At 59.0% G+C, this 25,918-nt stretch carries 21 protein-coding genes; 13 read left to right on the top strand and 8 right to left on the bottom strand.

From position 1 onward, the window contains the following. Window positions 1–38 precede the first annotated feature (38 nt). Window positions 39–467, bottom strand: coding sequence for a secondary thiamine-phosphate synthase enzyme YjbQ (locus tag AC4EYZ_RS20670; protein WP_022522705.1), 429 nt, complete (start codon window positions 465–467; stop codon window positions 39–41). Window positions 468–596: 129 nt separating this feature from the next. Here AC4EYZ_RS20670 and AC4EYZ_RS20665 point away from each other — a divergent pair, with 129 nt between their 5' ends. After that, window positions 597–1,133 carry a lipocalin family protein gene (locus tag AC4EYZ_RS20665; RefSeq protein ID WP_474193113.1) on the top strand — a complete coding sequence of 179 codons (537 nt, stop codon included), beginning with the start codon at window positions 597–599 and terminating at the stop codon, window positions 1,131–1,133. 11 nt (window positions 1,134–1,144) lie between these two features. On the opposite strand, the gene AC4EYZ_RS20660 is transcribed toward AC4EYZ_RS20665, so the two are convergent. After that, the gene (locus AC4EYZ_RS20660; RefSeq protein WP_490203993.1) at window positions 1,145–2,086 is read right to left on the bottom strand and encodes a LysR family transcriptional regulator; all 942 of its coding nucleotides are present in this window, start codon (window positions 2,084–2,086) and stop codon (window positions 1,145–1,147) included. A gap of 163 nt (window positions 2,087–2,249) precedes the next feature. Here AC4EYZ_RS20660 and AC4EYZ_RS20655 point away from each other — a divergent pair, with 163 nt between their 5' ends. Beyond that, window positions 2,250–3,323: a tartrate dehydrogenase gene (locus AC4EYZ_RS20655; RefSeq protein WP_474191989.1), complete on the top strand. Its 1,074-nt coding sequence runs from the start codon at window positions 2,250–2,252 to the stop codon at window positions 3,321–3,323. A gap of 160 nt (window positions 3,324–3,483) precedes the next feature. Further along, the gene (locus tag AC4EYZ_RS20650) at window positions 3,484–4,512 is read left to right on the top strand and encodes an SMP-30/gluconolactonase/LRE family protein (protein ID WP_027960127.1); all 1,029 of its coding nucleotides are present in this window, start codon (window positions 3,484–3,486) and stop codon (window positions 4,510–4,512) included. A gap of 110 nt (window positions 4,513–4,622) precedes the next feature. Here the strand turns inward: AC4EYZ_RS20650 and wrbA are convergent, their stop codons facing one another. Further along, window positions 4,623–5,222: an NAD(P)H:quinone oxidoreductase gene (gene wrbA, locus AC4EYZ_RS20645; protein WP_022522701.1), complete on the bottom strand. Its 600-nt coding sequence runs from the start codon at window positions 5,220–5,222 to the stop codon at window positions 4,623–4,625. Between the two features lie 231 nt (window positions 5,223–5,453). Here wrbA and AC4EYZ_RS20640 point away from each other — a divergent pair, with 231 nt between their 5' ends. The 7 genes from AC4EYZ_RS20640 to AC4EYZ_RS20610 all read left to right on the top strand — a co-directional run bounded on the left by AC4EYZ_RS20640 (window position 5,454) and on the right by AC4EYZ_RS20610 (window position 11,690). Further along, window positions 5,454–5,894 carry a hemerythrin domain-containing protein gene (locus tag AC4EYZ_RS20640; protein ID WP_022522700.1) on the top strand — a complete coding sequence of 147 codons (441 nt, stop codon included), beginning with the start codon at window positions 5,454–5,456 and terminating at the stop codon, window positions 5,892–5,894. 233 nt (window positions 5,895–6,127) lie between these two features. Then, window positions 6,128–7,105 (top strand): succinylglutamate desuccinylase, encoded by a 978-nt coding sequence (locus AC4EYZ_RS20635; RefSeq protein ID WP_474191990.1) that lies wholly within the window; start codon window positions 6,128–6,130, stop codon window positions 7,103–7,105. A gap of 211 nt (window positions 7,106–7,316) precedes the next feature. Then, on the top strand, window positions 7,317–8,087 hold the full coding sequence (locus AC4EYZ_RS20630) for an ABC transporter ATP-binding protein (RefSeq protein ID WP_022522698.1): 771 nt from the start codon (window positions 7,317–7,319) through the stop codon (window positions 8,085–8,087). Window positions 8,088–8,102: 15 nt separating this feature from the next. Further along, complete coding sequence (locus AC4EYZ_RS20625) at window positions 8,103–8,807, top strand: ABC transporter permease (RefSeq protein WP_027960125.1); 705 nt, start codon at window positions 8,103–8,105, stop codon at window positions 8,805–8,807. Next, window positions 8,807–9,538 carry an ABC transporter permease gene (locus AC4EYZ_RS20620; protein ID WP_022522697.1) on the top strand — a complete coding sequence of 244 codons (732 nt, stop codon included), beginning with the start codon at window positions 8,807–8,809 and terminating at the stop codon, window positions 9,536–9,538. The genes AC4EYZ_RS20625 and AC4EYZ_RS20620 overlap by 1 nt, the downstream gene beginning before the upstream one ends. 176 nt (window positions 9,539–9,714) lie before the next feature. Beyond that, window positions 9,715–10,482 (top strand): transporter substrate-binding domain-containing protein, encoded by a 768-nt coding sequence (locus AC4EYZ_RS20615; protein ID WP_190372922.1) that lies wholly within the window; start codon window positions 9,715–9,717, stop codon window positions 10,480–10,482. 404 nt (window positions 10,483–10,886) lie between these two features. Further along, complete coding sequence (locus AC4EYZ_RS20610) at window positions 10,887–11,690, top strand: TraX family protein (protein ID WP_474191991.1); 804 nt, start codon at window positions 10,887–10,889, stop codon at window positions 11,688–11,690. A gap of 124 nt (window positions 11,691–11,814) precedes the next feature. Here AC4EYZ_RS20610 and AC4EYZ_RS20605 read toward each other — a convergent pair whose 3' ends face one another. Together AC4EYZ_RS20605 and AC4EYZ_RS20600 are read right to left on the bottom strand one after the other, a co-directional pair. Next, the gene (locus AC4EYZ_RS20605; RefSeq protein WP_474191992.1) at window positions 11,815–13,647 is read right to left on the bottom strand and encodes an ATP-binding response regulator; all 1,833 of its coding nucleotides are present in this window, start codon (window positions 13,645–13,647) and stop codon (window positions 11,815–11,817) included. Continuing rightward, the gene (locus tag AC4EYZ_RS20600; protein WP_474191993.1) at window positions 13,644–14,246 is read right to left on the bottom strand and encodes a response regulator; all 603 of its coding nucleotides are present in this window, start codon (window positions 14,244–14,246) and stop codon (window positions 13,644–13,646) included. The genes AC4EYZ_RS20605 and AC4EYZ_RS20600 overlap by 4 nt, the downstream gene beginning before the upstream one ends. Window positions 14,247–14,578: 332 nt before the next feature. On the opposite strand from AC4EYZ_RS20600, the gene AC4EYZ_RS20595 reads away from it, so the two are divergent. Further along, window positions 14,579–20,533, top strand: a complete 5,955-nt coding sequence (locus AC4EYZ_RS20595) for a YDG domain-containing protein (protein WP_490203992.1) — start codon at window positions 14,579–14,581, stop codon at window positions 20,531–20,533. Window positions 20,534–20,542: 9 nt separating this feature from the next. Further along, window positions 20,543–22,177 carry a ShlB/FhaC/HecB family hemolysin secretion/activation protein gene (locus AC4EYZ_RS20590; protein WP_474192223.1) on the top strand — a complete coding sequence of 545 codons (1,635 nt, stop codon included), beginning with the start codon at window positions 20,543–20,545 and terminating at the stop codon, window positions 22,175–22,177. A gap of 251 nt (window positions 22,178–22,428) precedes the next feature. Here the strand turns inward: AC4EYZ_RS20590 and AC4EYZ_RS20585 are convergent, their stop codons facing one another. Continuing rightward, window positions 22,429–23,568, bottom strand: a complete 1,140-nt coding sequence (locus tag AC4EYZ_RS20585) for a 5-(carboxyamino)imidazole ribonucleotide synthase (protein ID WP_490203991.1) — start codon at window positions 23,566–23,568, stop codon at window positions 22,429–22,431. A gap of 11 nt (window positions 23,569–23,579) precedes the next feature. After that, the gene (gene purE / locus AC4EYZ_RS20580; RefSeq protein WP_022522693.1) at window positions 23,580–24,095 is read right to left on the bottom strand and encodes a 5-(carboxyamino)imidazole ribonucleotide mutase; all 516 of its coding nucleotides are present in this window, start codon (window positions 24,093–24,095) and stop codon (window positions 23,580–23,582) included. Between the two features lie 217 nt (window positions 24,096–24,312). Between purE and AC4EYZ_RS20575 the strand changes: the two genes are divergently transcribed. Continuing rightward, window positions 24,313–24,585: an XRE family transcriptional regulator gene (locus AC4EYZ_RS20575; RefSeq protein WP_008958942.1), complete on the top strand. Its 273-nt coding sequence runs from the start codon at window positions 24,313–24,315 to the stop codon at window positions 24,583–24,585. A gap of 127 nt (window positions 24,586–24,712) precedes the next feature. On the opposite strand, the gene chrA is transcribed toward AC4EYZ_RS20575, so the two are convergent. Then, window positions 24,713–25,906: a chromate efflux transporter gene (gene chrA / locus AC4EYZ_RS20570; protein WP_490203990.1), complete on the bottom strand. Its 1,194-nt coding sequence runs from the start codon at window positions 25,904–25,906 to the stop codon at window positions 24,713–24,715. Between the last annotated feature and the right edge of the window lie 12 nt (window positions 25,907–25,918).

Genomic DNA, 25,918 nt, shown 5'->3' with positions numbered 1-25,918 from the left:
CACTATACAGCAACGCTGAGTCGAGGTGGCGCGCCAAGCTAGCGCGCTTCACACCCGTTTAGGGTGGCCAGTAATCGACGTGGCCCAGCCTGATTGCGGTGTTCTCCCAGCCATATGCCCTGCCAGGTACCTAAAGCCAGGCGTCCATCGCGCACCGCCAGCGTTAGCTGTGTACCCAGCAGGCTGGCGGCTACATGGGCGGGCATATCATCAGGCCCTTCCAGGGTGTGGCGGAAATAGGGTAAATCTTCGGGCACCAGTCGACGCAGAAAAGCATCTAAATCGTGGCGCACATCCGGATCAGTGTTCTCATTGAGCGTTAACGAGGCAGAAGTGTGCATCAGCTGTAAATGCAGCATGCCAGCCTGGCAGTCACTTAAACAAGGCAGTGCGCGGGCCACATCATCCGTAATCAAATGAAAGCCGCGCGCCATTTCGGGCAAATGAATCTCTTGTTGGCACCACATACACACTCCTTTATTTGTTATGTAAACGAAAACACTCCATCACCGCCTTCTCCTGCTGTATGGCAAAATAGCAACAGATAGCACTAACCATAGTCGATCACCCGCGAATCATCGCCAAGGAGCGCGTTAATGAAAACCCTGCTAGGAAGCAGCATCGTTAGTATGACCCTACTCACCGGCTGCACTGGCATTCCGGATGGCACGCAGCCAGTAGCAGACTTTGAGCTAGACCGCTACCTGGGTCAGTGGTTCGAAATTGCCCGCCTGGATCACTCCTTTGAACGCGGTCTTGATTGCGTGACCGCTACTTACAGCCTGCGCGATGATGGCGGTGTTCGAGTAATCAACCGTGGTTACAACCTTGAAGAGCAAGAGTGGGATGAGGCTGAAGGCCGCGCCTACTTTATTGACGATGAAAGCGTTGGGCGCTTAAAGGTAAGCTTCTTTGGCCCCTTTTACGGCGGCTATAACGTCCTTGAGCTGGATGAGGAGTACCAATGGGCGTTGGTGGCAGGCCCTAACCGCGACTACCTGTGGATACTTTCACGTACAGCGGAAATAGATAGCGCGACAGAAGGACGCCTGCGTCAGCGAGCAGCCGAGCTGGAGTTCCCTACTGAAGAGCTGATTGATGTTAACCAAGGCGAGGCTTGCCCTAGCCGATAAGCAGCTTCTGATTAGCTCCCATCAGGCAATATTGGTACCCGCCCCGCTATCTCTCGCTGAACATAGTCAATAAAAGCGCGCAGCCGGGCGGGCACATGGCGGCGTTGCTCAAACACCGCATAAAAATCTGCCCGCACCCCCTGCCAGCCTGGCAACAGCGCTACCAATGCGCCACTGGCAAGGTGCTCGTTAACGTCCCACCAGGAGCGCAGCATGACACCGTGGCCGTCCAAGGCCAGGCGGGTAATGACCTCGCCATCGTTGCTGGCTAATCGACCGCTGACCTTTATCGACTGTGTCTGCCCAGGCAGTCCTTTTGTAGACTGAGCGACTTGTTCAAAGCGCCAGAGGGGGAAATCACTGTCATTCTCGCGAATCACCAAACAAGCGTGCTGCTGTAAATCTGCCGGTACTTGCAAAGACGGTGCCTGGGCAATGTAAGCAGGCGACGCGCAGAGCACCCGCCGATTGGCCAGAATACGCCGGGCGACCAAGCGCGACTCCGGTGGCTCGCCCACGCGAATACCAATATCAAAGCCGTGATCGCTCAAATTAAGCGGAAAATTGGTTAACTCCAACCACCCTTCCACCTCGGGGTGATCGGCACAAAAGCGTGACAGCAGTGGCGCAATATGGCGGCGCCCAAAGCCAAAAGTGGCGTTTACCCGCAAACGTCCGCTAAGCGCCTGATCGACCCCCTCACCCAGTGAATTTTCCAACTCATCCAACTCATCTAAAATCAGCGCGCCACGGGCCAAGTAGCGCTCACCCTCTGCGGTCAGCGTCAACCGCCGCGTAGTGCGAGCAGCTAGCTCTACCCCCAGGCGCGCCTCCAATTGTTTTAGCCGCTTGCTTACTGCCGAGAGCGATAGCCCCAGCTCGCGAGCAGTCCCCGTCAGGCTTCCCGCCCGCGCCAAGTGCTGAAAAAACGCCAAATCATCCAGGTGCACCATATCGCTCCTCAGTCATTCTGCACTTTCACGCAACAATAACTTGAATAGTAGCCTGATTATCTCCACCAAAATAGCCGCTACACTCTATTTACTATTCACGACTCACGACTCACGACTCACGACTCACAAGCATAAAAAGTAACTAACAAGGTAAGGAACCACTATGACCCACCGTATTGCCATTATCGCCGGTGACGGCATCGGCACCGAAGTCATGCCTGAAGGCATCCGCGCCCTTGAAGCGACCGCCAAGCGCTTTAATCTTGATCTTGAGTTCACCACCTTTGAGTTTGGCAGCTGCGACTACTACCTGGAACACGGCAAAATGCTGCCGGATGATTGGTTTGAGCAGTTAAAAGGTTTTGATGCGCTGTTTTATGGCGCGGTGGGCTGGCCCGACAAAGTACCCGACCATATTTCCCTGTGGGGCTCACTGCTGCAATTCCGGCGCCGCTTTGATCAGTACATCAACCTGCGCCCCTGCAAGCTCATGCCCGGCATTAAAAGCCCGCTAGCAGGCCGTAAACCCGGCGATATCGACTTTTACGTGGTGCGTGAGAACACTGAAGGCGAGTACTCCAGCGTTGGTGGCAAAATGTTTGAAGGCACCGACCGTGAAGTGGTCATTCAAGACACGGTCATGACCCGCACCGGCGTAGACCGCGTATTGAAATACGCTTTTGAACTGGCCCAAACTCGCCCGCGTAAAAAGCTCACCTCTGCGACCAAGTCCAACGGCATCTCAATCACTATGCCGTATTGGGATGAACGTGTGGTCGAAATGGCGAAGGGCTACCCTGAAATCGCGGTGGATAAATTTCATATCGATATTCTTACCGCCAACTTCGTTCTCCACCCGGATTGGTTTGATGTTGTCGTGGGCAGCAATCTGTTCGGCGATATTCTTTCTGATCTCGGTCCCGCCTGCACCGGCACGATAGGCATTGCCCCTTCAGCCAACATCAACCCCGAAGGCAACTTTCCGAGCTTGTTCGAGCCAGTACACGGCAGCGCGCCGGATATCGCCGGTAAAGGCATTGCCAACCCTATCGGTCAGATTTGGTCAGGCGCCATGATGCTGGAGCACCTCGGTTACAAAGAAGCCGGTGACGCAATAGTCACGGCCATTGAGGAAGTATTGAGCGAAGGGGATGCCACCGTACTCACCCGCGATGTGGGTGGAGAAGGCACCACTGCAACCCTAGGCAAGGCGATTGCCAACGCTATTTCGCACTGACACACATATGGCATAACGATTGGCTGTCTGGTTGAATCCAACCGGGCAGCCAATGTATGTTTTTTAATCGCTTATGTTCTACATTTGTCCTGAGGGTGGAAGAAACGTCAGTTTCACTTCGCTCATAACAACATCAACAAACAACCATCAGGACAATGCTATGAAACTTGGACGCCGTCAGTTCCTTTCGGCATCGGCCGCCCTGGCCGCTGTTGGCACATCGCCCCAGCTTTTTGCTTTGCAGAGCTCACAAGGTTCCACCCCGGAACGATACCCAATCGATGCCTGGAAAGTCGAAGATTCCCGCTTTAGTGATTACATGATTTTTAACAGTCCTCTAGAACGCCACTGGAGTGGAGGTCTGTGGACAGAGGGGCCAGCATGGAACGCCGTAGGTCGTTATGTTGTTTTCAGCGACATACCTCGTGCCAAGCAGATGCGCTGGGACGAATCCACTGGTCAAGTCAGCGTATTGAGAGACAATGTCGGCCACTCTAACGGTAATACCTTCGATCATCAGGGGCGGCTAATTGCTTGCGAGCACTATCCCTCACGCGTTTTACGCTACGAGTGGGACGGCAGCACAACGGTGCTCGCCGAGCGCTATCAGGGCAAACCGCTCAATGCCCCTAATGACGTGGTGGCACTGCCCTCGGGTGGAGTGATCTTCACTGATCCAGGCTATGGTGCTCACTTCGACTACGAGGGCAAAAAACGAGACCTGGAGCTAGAAACGGCCATCTATTACGTCGATGACAGCCTGGATGAGCCCATCATGCTGACCGACGATATTTATAAGCCAAACGGTATTGTATTAACGCCGGATGGCGAAGGGTTCTACGCCAGTGACAGTGCCCCCACCCATTTCGACGAACCCGCGCGAATTATTCGCTGGTCGCTGGGTGAAGATGGTCGCAGTGTCAGCGACCGGCAAGTTATCGTGACCAGCGAAGACACTATTTTCGACGGCATGGCCTGTGACGTGGATGGCAATATCTGGTCAAGCGCCAATGGTGGTGAAGGTATCGACGGAGTAGTGGTTTTCTCACCGGAAGGCACCTTGCTGGGCCGAGTATTGCTACCCGAAGTCTGCTCGAACGTGTGTTTTGCGGGCAAGAGCCGCAATCGACTATTTATGACGGCCAGTCAATCCGTCTACACAATTTACACGGCGGCACGCGGAGCATAGTAAAACTATAATCCCAGCCACAATATCCCAACCCCAAAAAAAGCCTCGCCGGATATATCCGGCGAGGCTTTTACTTGGCTGACTCGTATATGTCTTGGCTAGTAAACTAATTAACTGGCCAGTTTAGCCGCCGTTTTTGCGACCAACTCGCCTTGGAAACGGGCGATTTTCAGCTCACGCTCGTCAGGTTGGCGTGAGCCGTCACCACCAGCAATGGTTGCGGCGCCGTAAGGCGTACCGCCGCTCACTTTAGAAATATCAAACTGCTCTTCGAGACCGTAACCAATCGGCACAATCACCATACCGTGGTGGGCAAGTGTGGTCCAAGTAGAGGTGATGGTCATCTCATCACCGCCGCCAGTACCGGTAGAAGTGAACACGCTAGCGACTTTGCCACGCAGAGCACCGTTCGCCCACAGGCCACCGGTCTGATCCAGGAAGGTACGCATTTGACCGGCCATATTCCCAAAGCGGGTGGGCGTACCGAAAATGATCGCATCGTAATCGGCAAGCTCTTGAGGCGTCGCTTCCGGCGTGTCGTAATCCTGCTTACCGCCTGCATTCTTGAACGCCTCTTCAGGCATGGTTTCAGGAACGCGTTTCACCGCCACCTCAACACCGCTCACACCCTTTGCGCCTTCTGCCACGGCCTGAGCCAGCGTATCAATATGGCCATACATGGAATAATAAAGTACCAGTACCTTTGTCATTACTATCTCCTTCACTTATGAATAGTGCAGTTATGAGTAGTGCAGTGAGCGTCGCCTAAAGTGGGCGTCGCCTAATAAGTAGTAAACACAACATAGCGCACTCAAGCATAGAAAAAAGCGAATGTTTTCGTCCGTGGGCGTCGATTTCATCGACGAACGCCATCTTGCACTTTACGCCAACCACCACTAGCTTTTGACTTGCCTACATCAAACGTATCCAAGGAGTCTGGAATGACGATTTTTGAAGCCCTGCGCAAGGATCACGATATTCAGCGCGACCTGCTCGCCCGCTTAGTTGAAACACATGGAGACAGCGATGAGCGAGATAAACTGTATCAGCAGGTACGGGCAGAGCTGCATTATCACGCCGCTGCCGAAGAGCGGGCGCTCTATATCCCAATGATGTCAATCGACCTGACTCAGGAAAAAGCCCGCCATAGCGTTGCCGAACATCATGAAATTGATGAGCTTTTAGAACTGCTTGATGAAACTGACTACAGTGCAACCCACTGGTTGACCCACGCCAAACAGCTCCAGGATTTAGTCACTCACCACCTGGATGAAGAAGAGCAAGAGGTTTTCCAGCTGGCGGGCCGTGGCCTGCAAGATAAACAAAAGACATCGCTTGCTAGCGAGTACCAGGAAGAAATGCAGCGCCAGCGTTCAGCGTAACGTGATGAACAAATTGAAAAACGCTCATGCACCCCATGGGCGTTTTTTGCTGTTAGCGATTAAATAAAGCCACTTTTCAGCTTCCGCGTGTTTCATGAAGACGCTTTTTCACGAATACGCTAGGGTTTTACACGCGAACGACCTGCGGGCTTGTGGCATACGCCCAGCGTGGTAAACCTAGGCTCGCTTTTATACTGACAACGATACTCAAAACAGTTAACTGAGGAGCGACAATGCTAGGCCAATGGCTCGACTGGTCGCTTGATGGGCAACTCCCCACCGCCAGCCAAGGCGCCTTCGCCAGCGGCACTTATCATTTGCATGCGCCTGGTATTTTGGAGCTCACCCCTAACACGGTAAGCCAAAGCGCCCACACGTGCATTTTTTCAGCGGCGATCCATGGCAATGAAACCGCACCGGTTGAACTGGTGGGTGAATGGTTAAGCGGCGTAGAAGCGGGCAGCATATCGCTCGGCGCTCCTGTGCTGGTGATTTTAGGCAACCTGCCCGCGCTTAAGGCGCAGCAGCGTTTCCTTACCACCAATTTAAACCGGCTGTTTAGCCGCGAACTAGCCGCCAAGGGCGAGGAGCCAGATCGCGCCAGGCAATTAATGGCCGCGGTGGATAGTTTTTATGCCCGCCATGCCGGGCGCCCCAAACTGCACTACGACCTACATACCGCAATTCGGGATAGCCGCTACCCCTGTTTTGTAGTGGAGCCTTTTGCCGAATCCTCCACCGATGCTGAGCAGTGGGGCTGGCTGGCGGCGGCGGGTATGCAGGCGGTGCTGCACCAACATCAGCACAGCTGGACATTCTCCCACTACAGCAAGCACTATCACGCCGCTCAGGCATTTACCTTTGAGCTAGGGCGGGTAGCGCCTTTTGGCCACAACGATATGGCATCATTACAACCGATGCGTACACTACTCACCGCGCTTAGTGAAGGACATACGCCACCCAATCAGCCCGCCACGCAAATGCAGTTTTTCCAGGTTCAACACGAATTAATGCGTCACTCGGAGGACTTTACACTCTGTTTTGCCGAGGACACAGCCAACTTCAGCCGCTTTGAGCCCGGCACTCTGCTGGCCCAAGACGGTAAGTCGGGTGAGTTTCGGGTAGGCGATACGCCCCTTCATGTGGTGTTTCCTAACGCACAAGTAGAGGTGGGCGCCCGTGCCGCGCTGTTGGTGGCGCCTATCGTTTAACCCCCCAAGCAGGATCTACTTTAGCCAAGACAATAACAATGGTGAGGCGACAACAGAACCCTCGACGTCGATACGACTATCGTCGAGTGCATAATGTTAGAAGGAAAGCGCGCATAATGCGCCCAGCCTGATAGAATCGCCCCTTTTTCGCGCCAGCCGCATCAAACAAACCCACTTGTTGCTGCGGCAACTCTGTACTGGAGCCAATGATATGGCCGCTACGCCTACTCCCCTTGAAGTGCGTAATATTAAAAAACGCTTTGGCGATACGGAAGTTCTGAAAGGTCTTTCATTACAAGCCCAAAAGGGCGATGTGATTACCCTGATTGGTGCCTCTGGATCGGGTAAAAGTACTTTTTTGCGCTGCATGAACTTGCTTGAACAGCCCGACGATGGCGACCTCATTGTCCATGGCGAACCCATTCGCTTTAAGACCACGAAGCACGGCCGCGAACCTGAAGATTGGAAGCAGGTGGTACAAATGCGCGCCAAGCTCTCCATGGTGTTCCAGAGCTTTAACCTGTGGGCCCACATGACGCTGCTCGAAAACATCATCGAAGCGCCGATTCATGTGCTGAAAAAACCCAAAAAAGAAGCCTTGGAGCACGCCCATGCACTGCTCGATCGGGTTGGCTTAACGGCCCGCGCCAACGCCTACCCAGCACAGATGTCCGGCGGCCAACAGCAGCGCGGCGCTATTGCCCGCGCACTGGCGATGGATCCAGAAGTGATGCTGTTTGACGAACCCACCTCCGCTCTTGACCCGGAATTGGTCGGTGACGTATTGAAAGTCATGCACGACCTCGCTGAAGAGGGGCGCACCATGGTCGTGGTGACTCACGAGATGGGGTTTGCCCGTGATGTCTCCAGCCAAGTGATTTACCTTCACCAGGGCCTGGTGGAAGAAGCTGGCCCGCCCGATCAAGTGTTAGGCAACCCGCAATCACCGCGCCTGCAGCAATTCCTGGCACCTAATTACTGATCCGCGAGGCTGACCATGATTGATTTACAAGGGTATGGCCCCCGGCTGATCGAAGGGGCTGGCGTCACCATCCAATTAGCGGTGTTGTCGCTGATTTTAGCGATTATTTTAGGGCTCCTGACCGCCAGCGCGAAGATGTCGCGCAACTGGTTAGCTCATCGTCTTGCCACGCTTTACACCACACTTATTCGCGGTGTGCCCGACCTCGTGTTGATGATGCTGTTTTTTTTCGGCGGCCAAATTGGCGTCAACATGATCACCGACTGGATTTACTACTCGTTCGATATCGATATTTTTATCAATATTAATGCCTTCGTCGCGGGCGTTGTCACCATTGGGCTAATCTTCGGGGCCTATATGGGGGAAACCTTTCGCGGCGCTTTTATGGCGGTCGATAATGGGCAAATCGAAGCAGGTAAAGCCTATGGCATGAGCGATGGGCTGGTTTTTCGTCGCGTCCGTTTTCCGCAGATGATGCGCCATGCGCTGCCTGGCCTTTCCAACAACTGGATGGTATTGCTCAAAACCACAGCACTGGTCTCGGTAATCGGGCTTTCTGATATGGTGCGTGTCGCCTCAGAAGCCTCTAAAGCGACGCGCGAACCTTTCACTTTCATGATTATTGTCGCGCTTATCTATCTGCTCATCGCCAGCGTTTCGGAATGGATCTTTGCTCGTCTGCAAAAACGCTACAACATTGGCTATGGGGAGGCAGACTAATGACCGCTTTCATGACATGGCTCGAAAATCAGCTTGCCGAGAACAGTATTTTCACGCTGCAAACGCTTTCCTACTATGGCGATGGGTTGACCACCACGGTGCAACTGGTCTTTTTATCACTGGTCATTGGCTTAATCGCTGCGGTACCCCTTGCCATTGGGCGTGGTTCAAAACACGCCTGGATTAAGTGGCCTATTTTTGCTTACACCTATGTTTTTCGTGGCACACCGCTACTCATCCAACTCTACCTGATTTATTACGGCGTGGTGTTCGTGGACGGAATCCAAGAAAGTTGGCTATGGGTGATACTTGAAGAACCGTTCGTTCCCGCACTCATTGCATTTACCCTCAACACCGCCGCCTATACGACCGAGATTTTTCGCGGCGCGATTAAGTCTACCTCGAAAGGTGAAATTGAAGCGGCTCGTGCCTATGGCATGTCACCTCAGCAGACCATGCGGCGCATTATTATCCCCAGCGCTTTTCGTCGCGCACTGCCGGCCTACGGCAACGAAGTCATTTTCATGCTACATGCCAGCGCTATTGCCAGCGTAGTGACGATTATGGATCTGACCGGCGCGGCGCGCTTTGTCTATGCGCGTTTTTATGCACCTTTTGACGCATTCTTGTTTGTGGCAGCGATATACCTGTGTTTAACCTTCACCATCCTGTATCTCTTTCGTTATCTAGAGAAAAAGCTGCTCGCACATCTACAGCCACAGAACTCCTAGTGTGAAACAAACGTTGGTTTACGAATCATCAAGCGCTTTTCGTCAACGCCGAGTTAGGATAAGTTATCAATGATCATCACAACGCAACCTGTGACTAACGTGGTCAACGCCCTATAGGCAACGCCATCATTAGGCAGTGGTTGCTTAAATGAACTCTGCTTCCAAGGAGATACATAATGAAAAAACTGCTGTCTGTCTCACTGCTAGGCTTAGCCGTTGCAGTAAGCGCCGCCCAGGCGCAAGAAGACCAACTACGTATCGGGGTTGATGTGCCTTACGAGCCGATGGAATATCGCACGCCGGATGGCGAGCTGACCGGCTTTGATATCGACCTGGGCAACGCCCTCTGCGAGCGTATCGGCGTTGAATGTGAATGGGTTGTACAGGGCTGGGACGGCATTATCCCGGGTCTCATGGCACGTAAATACGACGCTATTATGTCCTCCATGACGATCAATGATGACCGTCGCGAGCAAGTGCTGTTCTCTGACCCCTACATCACCCCACCGTCCGCCTGGTTTGCTCCTGAAGGCACCGACCTTGATGCAACCAATGAAGAGTCGCTCGCCGGCATGACCATCGGCGTTCAGCGCGGCACTCTGCAGGACAATTACGTCACCGACATGTATGGCGATGTCGCCGACATCAACCGCTATTCTACCGCCGATGACATGGTGCTGGACATGGAATCCGAGCGTTTGGACATCTTGTTCCTCGACTACCCAGTCGGTAAGTCCACGTTACTGGATAGCGAAGAAGGCAACTACGTTGTTGTCGGCGAGATGCTCACCGAACCTAAAGAGTATTTTGGTGATGGCTTTGGTATCGCGTTCCGTCAACGCGACGAAGCACTCGCTGAGCAGTTCAACGAAGCCCTGGCTGAAGTGAAAGAAGACGGCACTTACGACGAGATCTACAACCGTTATTTCGGTGGGCAAGAGTAAGCATCACAGCAAGCCCTAGGGCCTGTTGACGTTTCACTCGCGGCCGCGCTGGAGCCCGTTTTTATTCGCGGCAAGGCAGGAGGAGAGAAGTTTGGTGGTTCCAAATGAACGACGACTAACGCCGCCGCGGATAAAAACGGGCCCAGCCCTTCGGGTTGCCCCGCAAAGCGCGCCATACGGCGTTGCAAAACTTGAAAAGGGAACCACCCTTCCCAGCGTTTTGCGCCTTGTCTGACGCGCTTTGTGGGGCAACGCGGTTCGCGATGAAACGTCAACAGGCCCTAGTGTCCATCACCCCGGCAACCGCCGGGGTGATGCGTTTCTATCTAACGCTGAAAATTCAGTGAACTAGGTAAAGCTGCCTCTGTCTGTGTATCATCGAGCATGTTCAACACGGAGGTTTTATGGCTCACCCGACTAGCCCACATGCAGGCACGCTACCTCGCCTCTCTTCTCACTGGACCGGCTGGGGGCAGTGGCTGGCCCTGATCACCATGACCGTGGATCACCTCACTCGCTATGTGCTGCCCGGCGATTGGGATCTAAGCTGGGCCGGGTCTTCCATTGGCCGTATCGCCTTCCCGCTGTTTGCCGCCATGGTGGCCTGGCACGGGCTGTTTAATACCCGCAACCCACTGCGCTACTCGCGCCGAATTCTAATTATCGGCTTGGTTGCCCAACTCCCCTACATGATGATGCCGCGCGCATCAGACGCATTTATCCTCAACGTCTGCTTTACCCTGGCCAGTGGTTTAACCTTAGGTGCGCTAGTGCGCCAAGGCTGGCAGCACTACCAGCAGCAAACGTTAGGTTTGCCCTGGTTGTTAGCCGGTGCCGCGGTAGGTGTGACCGTGTGGTACCTGCTCGGTTTTTGGGTGGAGTACGGGCACAACGGGCTGCTGCTGATTCCGCTATTAATGTTCGCGATGCATGCCTTGAGCCAAACTGAGAGCCATTTCCAAGCGCGCCTATGGTCAGGCCTAGCGGCATTTCCAGCACTCTGGATTGCCGGTCAAATGAACGCCTCTGACCTGGCCAAATCGTTTACCGTCGGCACCTGTGTGGTAGTGTTGATCCTTGCCGCTGGCGCTGCCCGGCGCGTCCCTGCCATTAACTTGGCGATGCCGCGGCGTCTATGGCTAGCATGGTATCCAGGCCACTTTGCATTAATCGCGCTATGGCTATTGCTGAGCGGCCAGATTACGTAAAAGCTCTTTCAACGCCGCATCAATGCATGGCATCTCGCATCCACGCCTCAATACCATGCTCGGCGACCTGTTCCGTCAGCGCTTCTTTGCTTGGCACGCCGACTTCCTGCGCTTTAAGTTGGCCTTAGGGTGGTCTGACGTGTGGCGCCACGAGTTCACGCAGGGCAAGGTGCAGCTTCTGTGGTTGCACCGGCTTGTGCAGCAGCGGGATGCCGCTGGTCATGGCCTCGCGCAGCCGGTGGGGGGCCGTGTCACCGGTGATGAGTAGCGCGGGGATATCCCGTCCGAAATGCCTGCGCAACTGGTGGATCGCCTCAGCGCCATTGTGCTCGTCGCGCAGCCGGTAGTCGCAGAGTAAGATATCCGGCACGTTACGGTGATGGGCGATGGCCTCGCTGAGTGACGCCGCAGTCTCGCAGATAGCGCCCCAGCCCTCCAGCAATGCCGCCATGGCGTAGCGAATTATTTCATCATCATCGATGACCAAGACATGCTTCCCGTTTAACGCGGATGGGTCGAACGCAGGCGGTAACGTCTTCGTCGGCGGCTCCTCTCGAGCGATATCCTCGGCGCGTACGACGTGCAGGCGGAAGACGCTTCCCTGGCCGGGTGTGGAGCGAAGCGTGAGCGTATGCTCCAGCGTTCCCGCCAGCCGCTCGGCGGTGGCCAGGCCCAGGCCCAATCCCTTGCGGCGGTCGCGCTCCGGATTGCCCAATTGATGGAACTCACGAAAGATCGCCCGGTGTTGATTCGGGGCGATGCCGATGCCGGTATCGTGCACCTCGATGGCGTACCCGTCTCCCCGCCGGCGGCAGGCCACCAGAACGCCGCCCTGGTCGGTGTAGCGTATCGCGTTGGCGACCAGGTTGCGCAGTATCAGTTCCAGCAACGCCGGGTCCGAGACCACCGTGGCGTCGGTATCCCGTGTCCGGTAGACGAGGCCCTTTTCGTCCGCCATCGGCGCCAGTTCCATTTCCAGTTTGCGGAACAGCTGCTGCAGGCCCAGCGGGCGCGGCCGTGGCTCGATGACACCGGCATCCAGGCGCGAGAAATCGAGCAGCGTATTGAGCATCTCCGATGACGATGTGCTGGCGGCCTGGGCGCTGTCCAGTGTCCGCCGCTGGTGCTCGTCCAGCCGGCTCCAGGATAGGGTCTCGAGCAGCAGTTGCAGCGCCTGCACCGGTTGGCGCAGGTCGTGGCTGGCGGCGGCCAGAAAGCGGGATTTGTCTTCATCGGCCTGCTCGGCGGCCTTCCGCGCGGCACTGGCCTCGCGGGTCTCGGTCTTGAGCCGTTCCACCAGATCGAGATTCTCGAAGCGCAGGCGGATCGCCTCATTGATACTGCCGCCCAGGGTGCGCGCCTGCAGGTACTGGGCAATCACGAACAGCACGCTGAAGCCGGCCATCATCTGGTAGTAGAGGTCGTCGATGGTAATAAAGCGGCTCACGGCCAGCACCGTCATCGGCAACATAATGCCGGTATAAAGGCCCAGGATGTTCGAGTATTTGGCCACGCTGTCCGCGTTGCTCGAAGCCAGCAGCCCCATCAACAGGGCGGTGGCCCCGGGGGAGGTGTGCTGGTCGATGCCGATCCATATCAACGCGCCCCACAGGGTGCCCTCGAGGCACCGGCTGAGTACCAGTTGCCGTCGGATCGGGGCGACATCAGCGGCGCCAAAGCCCTTTTTCAGCGCGCGGCGGGCGCCCCAGGACTGCGCGCCGGAGACCGCCAGCAGAGCGAAATACCAGACCAGCAGCGCCGTCGTGGACACCGACGCGGTCCGTATGCCGATGCGCTCACCGCTGATCGCCGAGACCGCGCTGACCACGCTGTCGCTGGAGAAATAAAACACCGCCACCATCAGGCTGGCGACCATCACGCTCATCCCGAAGGCGTGGCGCAAGTGCCGCAACACCAGCGTCAGTCGCTCGATCTGGAAGCGGTCCTCGATACTCAAACGATCCATCCCCGATGGCGGGCATTGAAGGCCGCTTCGCCGCGGCTGGACGCGCCCAGTAGACCCAGCAGCGTCTGCACATGACCGCGAACCGTGTACTCGGAGAGATGCAGGTGCTGGGCAATTGCTTTGTTGGAGAGTCCACGGCACAGCAATTCGAGCACCTCCACCTGTCGCGCGGTCAGCGACTCGGAGGCCGACGGCGGCGAATCCGCCGGTTGATTGGGGCCGTGGTCGTCCAGCAGCCGCCGCACCTGGTGAAGCAGCGTGTGGGGTTTGTCGGTCTTGGAAATAAAAGCCACCGCGCCAGCGGCGAGGGCCTCATCGCGCAGCGCCGAAAGATCGAAACCGGAAAGCAGCGCCACCTTCGTCGTCGGCCACTTGCGTCGCAATGCCGCGATACCGGTGACGCCGCTCACGCCCTGCAGCTGCTGGTCGAGCAGGATCAGGGCGGGATTGGCATGGCGCAGTTGCAACGCCTCGGTCAGCGAGCCGGTCTCAAGGATCTTCACCTGCCCGAGCCCCTCTCCCAACACCAGGCTGATGCCGCTCAGGAACAGCGGATGATCGTCGATCAATAGCAGCGTGGATGCGTGCAACGCCTTTCCCCTAGCCCCGTTGTTCCAAGTTCGTCTTGCCCAAGAAGGCAGAATGGTGCGTGTTGGTCGTGCTTGTGAAAACGGTCAATTTTGACTGTTTGCACGCCACCATCCGCACCTTATGCTCATACTAACGTAAGTAAAAAGTATCGTAACTAAAAAGTATCGTAACTAAAAGGCATTAACCCGTGGCATCGCGTCTGCGCGACGGCGGCCCCGGGACGGCCTTTCTCCCACGGGCGTTGCAACGTCACTGGCGCAAGGTTCATCACACAACAGTCAATCATCCAGGGGCGCCCTGCCGCCTCGTGAGAACACAAAGGGGAGCGTTTATGGGGCGGCATGGTGGCATGAATCGGGTCTATCGGGTGGTCTGGAACCGTCGGCGGCGGGTCTGGCAGGCGGCGGCGGAAAACTGCGGGTCGCATCACGGCGGTGGTGGCACGACGGCCGGTACCCCGCGCGCCATACTATTCGCACACGACCTACGGCCGCTGGCAGCCGCCCTGCTGAGCGTCATGCCGCTGGCCGTCCAGGCCGGCGAACTGCCCAGCGGCGGCACCGTGGTGGCGGGCCAGGCGAGTATCGCACGCCAGGGCGATACGCTGACCATCGACCAGAGCAGCCACAAAGCCGCCGTCGACTGGCGCCGCTTCTCGGTGGGCGAGGGCAATACCGTTCGCTTTCGCCAGCCCAGTGCCGAGGCTGCCACCCTCAACCGGGTCACCGGCGACCAAGTCTCGTCGATTCGCGGCGCCATCGACGCCAACGGCCGGGTCTTTCTGATCAACCCCAACGGCATCACCTTCTCCCCCAGCGCCCGGGTCGATGTCGGCGCGCTGGTCGCCTCGACGCTGGATATTTCCACCGACGACTTCATGAACGGCGATTACCGCTTCAGCGGCGACAGTGCCAATGCCGTCATTAACCAGGGCAATATCCGCACGGCGAACGGTGGGCTGGTGGCCATGATCGCCGCCAGGATCGTCAACACTGGCACCATCGACACGCCCCGGGGCAGAACCCTGATGGGCGCGGGTAGCCGGGTGACGCTCGACCTGGGAGGCCCGGTCAATATCGAGGTGAAAGAAGCCACGCTGGCGACCCTGATCGAGCAGGGCGGGGCCATCCGCGCCGACGGCGGTCGGGTCTACCTCACCGCCAAGGCCGCCGGCGAGCTGACCGCGAGTGTGATCAACCACAGCGGTATCACCGAAGCACGCACGCTGGCCAGCGGCGAGAACGGCCAAATCATGCTGATGGGCGATATGGAGAGCGGCACGCTGCAGGTGGCCGGCACCCTGGATGCCTCGGCACCCCAGGGCGGCGACGGCGGCTTTATCGAGACCTCGGCGGCCAAAGTCAGTATTGCCGATGAGATCCACGTCACCACCCGCGCCGCCGATGTCCCTGGCAACAGCGGCCAGACCGGTGAATGGCTGATCGACCCGTCCGACTTCACCGTCAGCGCCGGCGATGGCGGACAGACCGACAGCGGCATCGGTGCCGAGACCCTCTCGGCCAGCCTCGCCCAGACTGATGCCACCGTGCAAACCGCGCCATCCGGCAACGGCAACGGCGATATTTTCGTCAACGACGCCGTAAGCTGGAGCAGCGGCAATACGCTAACACTCGACGCCTACCGCGATATCGAAATCAACGCCACCCTCGACGCCGCCCAGGGCAGCGGCGGCAAGCTGGCCCTGGAATACGGCCAGGGCAGTAGCGACGGCCAGATCGGCGGTCGCGCCGCCGAATACCGCGTCAACGCCCCGGTCAACCTGCAGGCCGGGCAGAACTTCTCCACCAAGCTCGGCGCCAACGGCGACACCATCGACTACACCGTGATCACCGACCTGGGCGCCGCCGGCAGCACCACCGGCGAGGACCTGCAAGGGATGGCGGGTGACTTGGGTGGGCACTATGCGCTCGGCGCGAACATCGACGCCAGCGACACGGCAAGCTGGAACGGTGGCGCCGGCTTTGCGCCGGTGGGCGGTTACTTTACCGACTTCACCGGCACCTTCGATGGCCTGGGCCATACCATCAGCGATCTGACCATTAATCGCCCGCAGACGGACTTCGTCGGCCTGTTTGGCTATGTCGGCTCAGGCGGCACGATCCAGAACATCGGGCTCACCGGCGGCAGCGAGGTGACGACGGGTGACGGCGATTATGCCTATGCCGGCGGGCTGGTTGGGTTTAACGCCGGCACAATCAGCAATGCCTATGCCACGGGCAGCGTGTCGGGCGGCAGCTATGTCGGCGGTCTGGTCGGGTATAACAACAGCACGATCACGAGCGCCTATGCCACGGGCAGCGTGTCGGGCAGCAACCGCGTCGGCGGTCTGGTCGGGTATAACAACAGCACGATCACGAGCGCCTATGCCACGGGCAGCGTGACGAGCAGCGGCAACTACGTCGGCGGTCTGGTCGGGATTAACTCTGGCAAGATCACGAGCGCCTATGCCACGGGCAGCGTGTCGGGCGGCAGCTACGTCGGCGGTCTGGCCGGGGATAACTTTGGCACGATCACCGCGTCGTTCTTTGATAAGAACACCACCGGCCAACCCAATGGTGTGGGCGACGGGACCGGGGACGTCACCGGTCTGACTTCCGTGGAGATGAAAAACCCGGACAACTTCAGCGCCTGGGACATCGCTACCACCGGTGGGACCAAAAAGACCTGGCGAATCTACGACGGGCACACGGCGCCGCTGCTGCGGAGCTTTCTGACACCGCTGACGGTAACGGCTGACGATACCTCGAAGACCTACGATGGCATGGCCTATACCGCAGGCTATAGCGTTACCTACAGCGGTTTCGTGAACGGGGACGATGCCAGCAGTCTGGGCGGCGAACTGGACTTCGGCGGGACGGCAACCGACCGTGCAACCAACGCTGGAAGTTACGACATCGACCCGGATGGGCTCTTTTCGGGCCAACAGGGCTATGACATCAGCTACAGCAGCGGCAAGCTGACCATTAAGCCCAAAGCGCTGACCATCAGCGGCACCACCGCCGCTGACAAGACCTACGACGGCACCGCCACGGCCCAGGTCACTGCAGGAACGCTCTCGGGCCTGGTGGGCGACCAGACGCTGAGCGTCAGCGCCAGCGGCACCTTCGACAGTGCCAACGCTGGCGATCGCAGTGCCACGGCGCACTACACCTTGGCGGATGGCGACGATGGCCTGGCCAGCAACTACGTTCTTGCCGATACGACCGGCCATGAGGCCACCATCAGCCAGCGCGAACTGAGCATCAGTGGCACCACCGCCACCAATAAGACCTACGACGGTGATACCAGCGCCGATATCACGGTGGGCACCCTCGGCAACCTGGTGGACGGCGAAAACCTCAACGTCAGCGCCAGCGGCACCTTCGACAGTGCCAACGCTGGCGATCGCAGTGCCACGGCGCACTACACCTTGGCGGATGGCGACGATGGCCTGGCCAGCAACTACGTTCTTGCCGATACGACCGGCCATGAAGCCACCATCGACCGTCGTGTGCTGACCATCGGCGGTACAAGTGCCGCCGACAAGACCTATGATGGCACCACCAGCGCGAACATCACGGTGGGTACACTGGATAATCTGGTCGAAGGCGAGAGCCTGGGTGTCACTGCCAGCGGTACCTTCGAAAGTGCCAACGCGGGCGACCATACGGCTACGGCTCACTACACCCTGAGCGATGACAGCGGCCTGGCGAGCAACTATGTCCTCGCCGACACCACCGACCATGAAGCCATCATCGACCGTCGTACGCTGACGATCAGCGGGACCACGACTGCCGGCAAGACCTACGACGGCACCACAAGCGCCAACATCATGGCGGGCACACTGGGTAATCTGGTCGAAGGCGAGAGCCTGGGTGTCACTGCCAGCGGTACCTTCGATAGTGCCAACGCGGGCGACCGTACGGCCACGGCTCACTACACCCTGAGCGATGACAGCGGCCTGGCCAGTAACTATGTACTGGCGGATACCTCTGGACATCAGGCCAGCATCCGCCGCCGAGAGATTGGCGCCACCGTTAGCGCCGACAACCGGGTCTACGACGGTACTCGAGACGCTTCCCTCAGCGGCGTGCTGAACCAGCGCAGTGGCGACACCGGGTTGATCGGCGGCGATGATCTGAGCCTTGCCGTCAGCGGCGAGTTCACCGACAAGAACGCTGGTGCGGACAAAGCGGTGAGCTACAGCGGTGCGGCTCTGAGCGGTGACGACGCCGGCAACTACACCTTCACTGGAGAGACCAGTGGAACCACCACGGCCAGCATCAGCCGCCGCGAGATCGGTGCCACCGTTAGCGCCGCCGACCGGGTCTACGACGGTACTCGCGAGGCTTCCCTTAGCGGTGCGCTGAACGAGCGCAGTGGCGACACCGGCTTGATCAGCGGCGACGATCTGAGCCTTGCCGTCAGCGGCGAGTTCACCGACAAGAACGCTGGTGCGGACAAAACGGTGAGCTACAACGGTGCGGCTCTGATCGGCGACGACGCCAGCAACTACACCTTCACCGGCGAAGCCAGCGGCACCACCACGGCCAACATCAGTCGCCGCGAAATCGGCGCCGCCATCAGCGCCGCCGACCGGGTCTACGACGGCACACGCGATGCGACGGTCAGCGGCGCGCTGAACGAGCGCATTGGCGATACCGGGCTGATCGACGGCGACGACCTGAGCCTTGCCGTCAGCGGCGAGTTCGCCGACAAAAACGCCGGCGACGACAAGATGGTGAGTTACAACGATGCGGCACTGAGCGGCGATGACGCTGGCAACTACACCTTCACCGATGACGCCAGTGGCACCACCACGGCCAGCATCAGCCGCCGCGAGATTGGCGCCACGGTCAGCGCCGCCGACCGGGTCTACGACGGTACTCGCGAAGCTTCCCTCAGCGGCGCCCTGAACGAGCGCATTGGCGACACCGGGCTGATCGACGGCGACGATCTGAGCCTTGCCGTCAGCGGCGAGTTCGCCGACAAAAACGCCGGCGACGACAAGACGGTGAGTTACAACGATGCGGCACTGAGCGGCGATGACGCCGGCAACTACACCTTCACCGGCGAAGCCAGCGGCACCACCACGGCCAACATCACTCACCGCGAAATCGGCGCCGCCATCAGCGCCGCCGACCGGGTCTACGACGGCACCCGCAATGCCACGGTCAGCGGTGCCCTGAACGAGCGCAGTGGCGACACCGGGTTGATCGGCGGCGACGATCTGAGCCTTGCCGTCAGCGGCGAGTTCACCGACAAGAACGCTGGTGCGGACAAAGCGGTGAGCTACAGCGGTGCGGCTCTGAGCGGTGACGACGCCGGCAACTACATCTTCACTGACGCGACCACCGGCACCGCTACGGCCAGCATCACGCCGCGCTCGGTCACGGTCACCGCGGACGACCAGCGCAAAATCGCCGGCGTCGCCGATCCGGCGCTCACCTATCGCACCGGCTGCGCCAGCGGCCAGACCGTGGACTGCGGCCTGGTGGCCGGGGAAAGTCTGGCCGGTGCCCTGAGCCGCGAGAGCGGTGAGGCGGTGGGCGGCTACGCCATCGAGCAGGGCTCGGTAACGCAAACCAACAACCGCAACTACACCATCGACTTCGTGCCAAGCAGCCTGACCATCGCGGCGGCGCCCATTGATCCCGAGCCGACGCCGCCCGTTGATCCCGAGCCGACGCCGCCCGTTGATCCCGAGCCGACGCCGCCCGTTGATCCCGAGCCGACACCGCCCGTTGATCCCGAGCCGACACCGCCCGTTGATCCCGAGCCGACACCGCCCGTTGATCCCGAGCCGACGCCGCCCGTTGATCCCGAGCCGACACCGCCCGTTGATCCCGAGCCGACGCCGCCCGTTGATCCCGAGCCGACACCGCCCGTTGATCCCGAGCCGACGCCGCCCGTTGATCCCGAGCCGACGCCGCCCGTTGATCCCGAGCCGACGCCCTTCACGTCCAGCCGCGCGCCGCAGATCGCCAGCGCCGTGCTGCAGCGCACGATCACCGACCTTGGTCGCCAGGGCGGCGCTGGCGGCACCACGGCCTCTTCCCCCCCAACGGGAGCGGCATTGCCCGACACGACCAGCTCCAATACAGGCGAAGAGGACGGAGCCCGCGATGGTCTCGCTCTCGTGGAGGTCAGCGACGAGGCAGCGGCACAGCGCACTCGTGAGAGCGGCTTCAGCGGCCTGATCGTGATCCGAGGAGGGATCAACACCGATGCCGTGGGTGAGACTGCTGCGGATGAGACTGACATGCCCATCGACAACAACCTGTAACCGGCCAAGATGATGATGATGACCCTGAAAACACCCCCCCTCGGCCTGACGGCGGTGCTGCTGGCGGCCACCCCCGCACTGGCGCAGACCGCACCGGGCGCCGGCCAGATCCTGCAGCAGAATCGTGGGCAGCAGATCGCGCCGCTGACGCCCTCCGTTCGGCTCGAACTCCACGGTGAGCCGCTCAAAGAGGAGCAGGCCGGGGGCGCGGAGGTGACGCTGCGCTCGATCACGCTGGAAGGCAATACCGCTTTCGACGACGCCCGACTCTACCGGGTGCTGGGCGATGTACTCGGCCAGCGCCACGACCTTGCCGGGTTGCGCGAGCTGACCAACCGGCTGAGCCGCTTCTACCGCAATCACGGGTATCCGTTTGCCCGTGCCCTGCTGCCGGCACAGGAGCTGAGCGACGGCCATCTCACGGTTCGCATCGTCGAAGGACGCTACGACCGTGCCCACACCAGCGGTCCCGAGCCGCTGGCGAGCGAACTCCAGCCCTGGCTTGACCCACTCACCCCAGACACCCCCATCGCGTCGGCGCCACTATCGCGCCAGTTGCTGCTGCTGGGCGATCTGCCCGGGGTTAAGGTCGACCCGGTGATGCGCCCGGGCAGCCGCCCCGGCACTGGAGATCTGGACGTGAAGGTGCAGCCCTCCTCGCGTGTCACAGGGCTGGTCGGGGCCGACAATCATGGCAACCGCTACTCGGGCGAGTACCGCGGCCGTACCGGGGTAGCGGTCAACCGGCTTCTGACCGTGGGCGATGAACTCGACCTGAGCGCCCTCTACACCAGCGAAGACACCTGGCTGGGCAGCCTGAGTTATGCCCTGCCCCTGGGCACCAGCGGCCTGCGTGGCGAGCTCGGCTATGCCCGCAATGATTACACTCTCGGCCACGGGTTCCAAGGCTACACCGGCCAGGCCGATGTCTACAGCGCCCAACTGCGCTATCCGTTGATGCGTCGCCAGCAAACCAATGTCGCCCTCTTCGGTGGCGCGCGCTACAAGACGCTCGAAGATGACATTGAGACCTTCGACTATCGTAAGGCGACCGACAGCCGTGCGCTGCCGTTGGGGCTCACTTTCGACGCCCGCGACAACCTTGGCCGCGGCGGTATCACCTGGGGCGAGCTGACGCTGACCCCAGGACGCATGGAGATCGACCAGAGCCTGGCCGGCGGCGATCAAGACTATAGCTTCACCACCGTCGATCTCGATGTCTCGCGGTTGCAGGCGTTAGGCGCCAGCATCGAACTCTATGGCCGCTTCACTGGCCAATGGGCTGACCGTGAAGACCTCGACGGCTCTGAGAGCTTCTACCTGGGTGGCCCAGACGGCGTGCGTGCCTACCCGGTGGGTGAGGGCTCCGATGCCCGCGGCTGGTTGACCCAGTTCGAGTTGCGTTATCGGGCGGCCCAGGGGGTGTCACCCTTCGTCTTCTACGACACCGGCCATACACCGAACGGCGGGGTCGATGCAGGCGATAGCCGTCGTGTCGCCGGCGCCGGGTTGGGGATTCGCTACGTGCAGGCGGGGCTCAGCCTGTCACTCTCCAGCGCCTGGCAGACCCAAGGCGGCGACGCGCAGTCGGATAGCGATCAGCGCGACCCGCAAGTATGGGGAAGTCTGGCCTACCGCTGGTGATCGACTTGACGTGGCAGGGTCAGCGTCCGCCACCCCGACGCAGCCCCGTGATTGAGGAATGAGCCATACCGACTACCCGCCTAAAAAGAAGTGCTATTAAGTCCAACTTAAAACGCTGGTTTTTTGTGGCTCCTTCTTAGCGCATTTAGGCAATTTTAGCGATAGCAGTTGCGTAGTCGGTCAACTAGCCCCCACCTCCCAATGGGCAAGGTGAAATGAAAAGCCGCTTGCTGGCAAGCGGCTTTCGATCACTACTGTTTGATTGCAAAACTCAAAGCGGGAGGCGGTGCTTCCGGCAGTAACGCACTGCAGGCGTTCACTTTTTCCAGCAGTTCGGCATGATTAGGCGCGAGGATATTGACGTGGGCAAGCTTACGCCCGGCGCGCTCGGCTTTGTCGTAGCGATGCAGGTGCGTATTGGCAAGCGCTAGAATCGCTGCGTTATCGCCTTCACGGCCAATCACGTTAATCATGCAGGTGGGGGCAATCGCCTGGGTATCGCCTAAGGGCAAGCCCTGTATCGCGCGCAGGTGGTTTTCGAACTGGCTGGTCACCGCGCCATCCATCGTCCAGTGGCCGGAGTTATGCACCCGGGGCGCCATTTCGTTGGCGAGCAGGCTGCCATCGCGGGTTTGAAACAGCTCTAGCGCCAGCACGCCCACGTAATCCAGCTCATCGAGCAGCGCACGAATATAGCCATCAGCGGTTTGCTGAACGCTGGCATCCAGATCCGGCAGCGGCGCCACGGAGTAGCGAAGGATGCCGTCTACGTGCTGGTTCTCGGCCATGGGGTAGAACACCACCTCGCCATCGCGCCCCCGAACGGCAATCATCGAGACTTCACGCACGAAATCGACAAATGCTTCAACGACCAACTGCGAATGGCCAATAGCGCTCCACGCCTCGCCAGCCTGCTCAGGCTGCTTCAATACCGCCTGCCCCTTGCCGTCGTAGCCTTCAGTGACCGATTTAGCCACTACCGGGCAACCCAGCTCACGGGCGGCAGCTTCAAGCTGCTCGGCACTCTCGACCACTCGGTAAGCGGGGGTCGGAATGCCTAAGCGATCAAACAGCGTCTTCTCTTCGACCCGGTTCTGACACACTTCAATGGCGCGGCTGCTGGGGTAGACCGGCTTGTGCTGCTCAATCTCGCGCACCAGTTGAACGGGCAGGTGTTCGAACTCGTAGGTCACCACATCAACCTTGGCCAAAAACTCAGCCAGGTGCTGGTTATTAGGATCGACAATTACATCTCCAATCCCAGCACTGGGATTACCCGTAGTATCTAAAAAAGTGAAACGATTACCCAGCGGATAACCCGCTAGCGCCAACATGCGGCCTAATTGACCTGCACCCAGTACGCCAATGTTTTTTGCAATACCAGAGTTCATAGCCAGACTCCTTATTCCGCTTCCGGCTCGGGGCGCGGATCAGGGTTGTCGAGGACTTTCTGTGTCTGCTCCGCGCGGAACGCCTCGACCGCACTGCGTACGGTCGCATCTTGCAGGCCAACAATCTGCGCCGCTAACAAACCAGCGTTAGTCGCGCCCGCTTTGCCAATCGCCAGGGTGCCTACCGCAATGCCGCCGGGCATCTGGGCAATGGAGAGCAGCGAATCCAAACCTTTGAGCGCTTTCGACTCCACCGGCACACCCAGCACCGGTAGCGGCGTTTGCGAGGCCACCATGCCTGGCAAGTGCGCAGCGCCGCCCGCGCCCGCCACAATTACCTGTAAGCCACGCTCAGCAGCACTCTTGGCATAATCGAACAGCAGGTCAGGCGTGCGGTGCGCCGACACTACACGGGTTTCATAAGCCACGCCCAAACGCTCCAACATGGAAACAGCGTGTTCCATGACTGGCCAATCAGACTTGGATCCCATGATCACGCCCACCTTGGGTGCGCTGTTCGACGACATGCAAAACTCCTCGGCCAAAGGCCTATAAAAGCGAAACTAAATTAAAAAACAGCGTGCGCCGGGTTAGGCGCACATCAAAATAGGAAGGCGAATAGTCTACCAGAGCCACAGCGTTTGCGGGCTTTGCTGAGGTCGTGAAATTTTCATCAAAATAGGCATTGAAATACTCACCGGTTGGCGGCATTGTGTGATTGTCATTTCAGACTGATGGAGCCACATGAGCACGGCACGCGCAACTGCCACTGCGGAACAGCTTGATCCTCCGCGAAGCAGCCCTGACCTCGACGTCAGGGAACTTGAAAAACGTACGCGATTAATGCGTATTATCACGCGTCTGATCGCCGTATCAGACCTAGGAAGCCGAGAAATTGCCCGCCGGGCAGGGCTTCCCGTTCAGAAAATTAGCGACTTGCTCGCCGGAAGGCTAGAGCACCTGGGGGTAGATGAACTTCACGCCCTGCGTCGCACCTTAGAGCTGGAGGCGCCATAGCAGACACTTTTTCTGCTGTTCCCACTTCTCCACTCCACGCAGGCCGCCTCCCGGCGGTCTGCCAAGAAAGCTTTTTTTCACGCCTACCCCAATCCCGAGATTACTTCACTTCGTTCGTAATGACGGCTCATGGCGCAATCGCAATACCCCCAAACGCTACAACAACCACCACTACCCAAGCGGGCAGCTTCCATACGGTTAATAGCAAGAAACCGGTTAACGCCAGGGCAAACTCCTCTGCACCAATGATCGCACTCGTCCACACCGGCTGATAAAGCGCTGCGCCTAAAATGCCTACCACCGCCGCATTGGCACCGCGCATTAGCGCCTGGGCACTGCCCCACTGACGAAATTGATTCCAAAACGGCAGCACGCCCACTAACAGCAAAAAGCCGGGGATAAAGATTGCCAGCAGCGCCAGCAAAGCACCGACTAAACCATTGATACCGGGCAGCAGCGCGCCTAAGTAAGCCGCAAACGTAAACAGCGGCCCCGGTACCGCCTGGGCGGCACCGTAACCAGCCAAAAACTCATCCGACGTAAGCCAACCCGACTGCACCACTTCCGCTTCCAACAGCGGAAGCACTACGTGCCCGCCACCAAACACTAATGCGCCTGAACGGTAAAACGCATCGGCGATATCCAGCCAAACCGCCATCCCCGCCAATAACGGCAGCAGAATCAACAGCCCTGCGAATACCCCCAGCGCCACCATGCCTGCCTTACGCGTCACCGGAAAATGCAGCGACTCACTTGCCGTAGCGGCAGCGCTATCGCGACACAGTGCTAGCCCGGCTAAGCCCCCCAACACAATCGCCGACACCTGACCCAGTGGGCCACTGACCAGCACCACCGTCAATACCGCCGCAAGCGCGATTCCCGTGCGGGTTTTATCCGGGCAGAGATTACGCGCCATGCCCCACACCGCGTGGGCAACAATCGCCACCGCCACCACTTTTAAGCCATGGATAATGCCACTGCCAATAGGGCCATCCAGCACCGCCGCGCCAAACGCAAACAGCACCAGGATAATCGCCGAGGGCAGTGTAAACGCCAGCCACGCCATGGCAGCCCCCCAAGGCCCCGCGCGCAATAGGCCAAGAGCAAAGCCCACCTGGCTGCTAGCGGGCCCCGGTAAGAACTGACACAGCGCCACTAGATCAGCGTAGGCCTGCTCAGAGAGCCACTGGCGCCGTTCCACAAAGGCCGTGCGAAAATACCCCAGGTGCGCTACCGGGCCGCCAAAGGACGTTAAGCCGAGTGCTAAAAATACCCAAAACACCTCACCTATGCGCCCACGTGCCTGCGTTTGCTCCACCATTTCGGCCACCTG

Source organism: Vreelandella sp. 162(4c) (assembly GCF_058152265.1).
The sequence above is the reverse complement of the archived record's forward strand: the minus strand, read 5'-3'. Positions and strand labels throughout refer to the sequence as shown.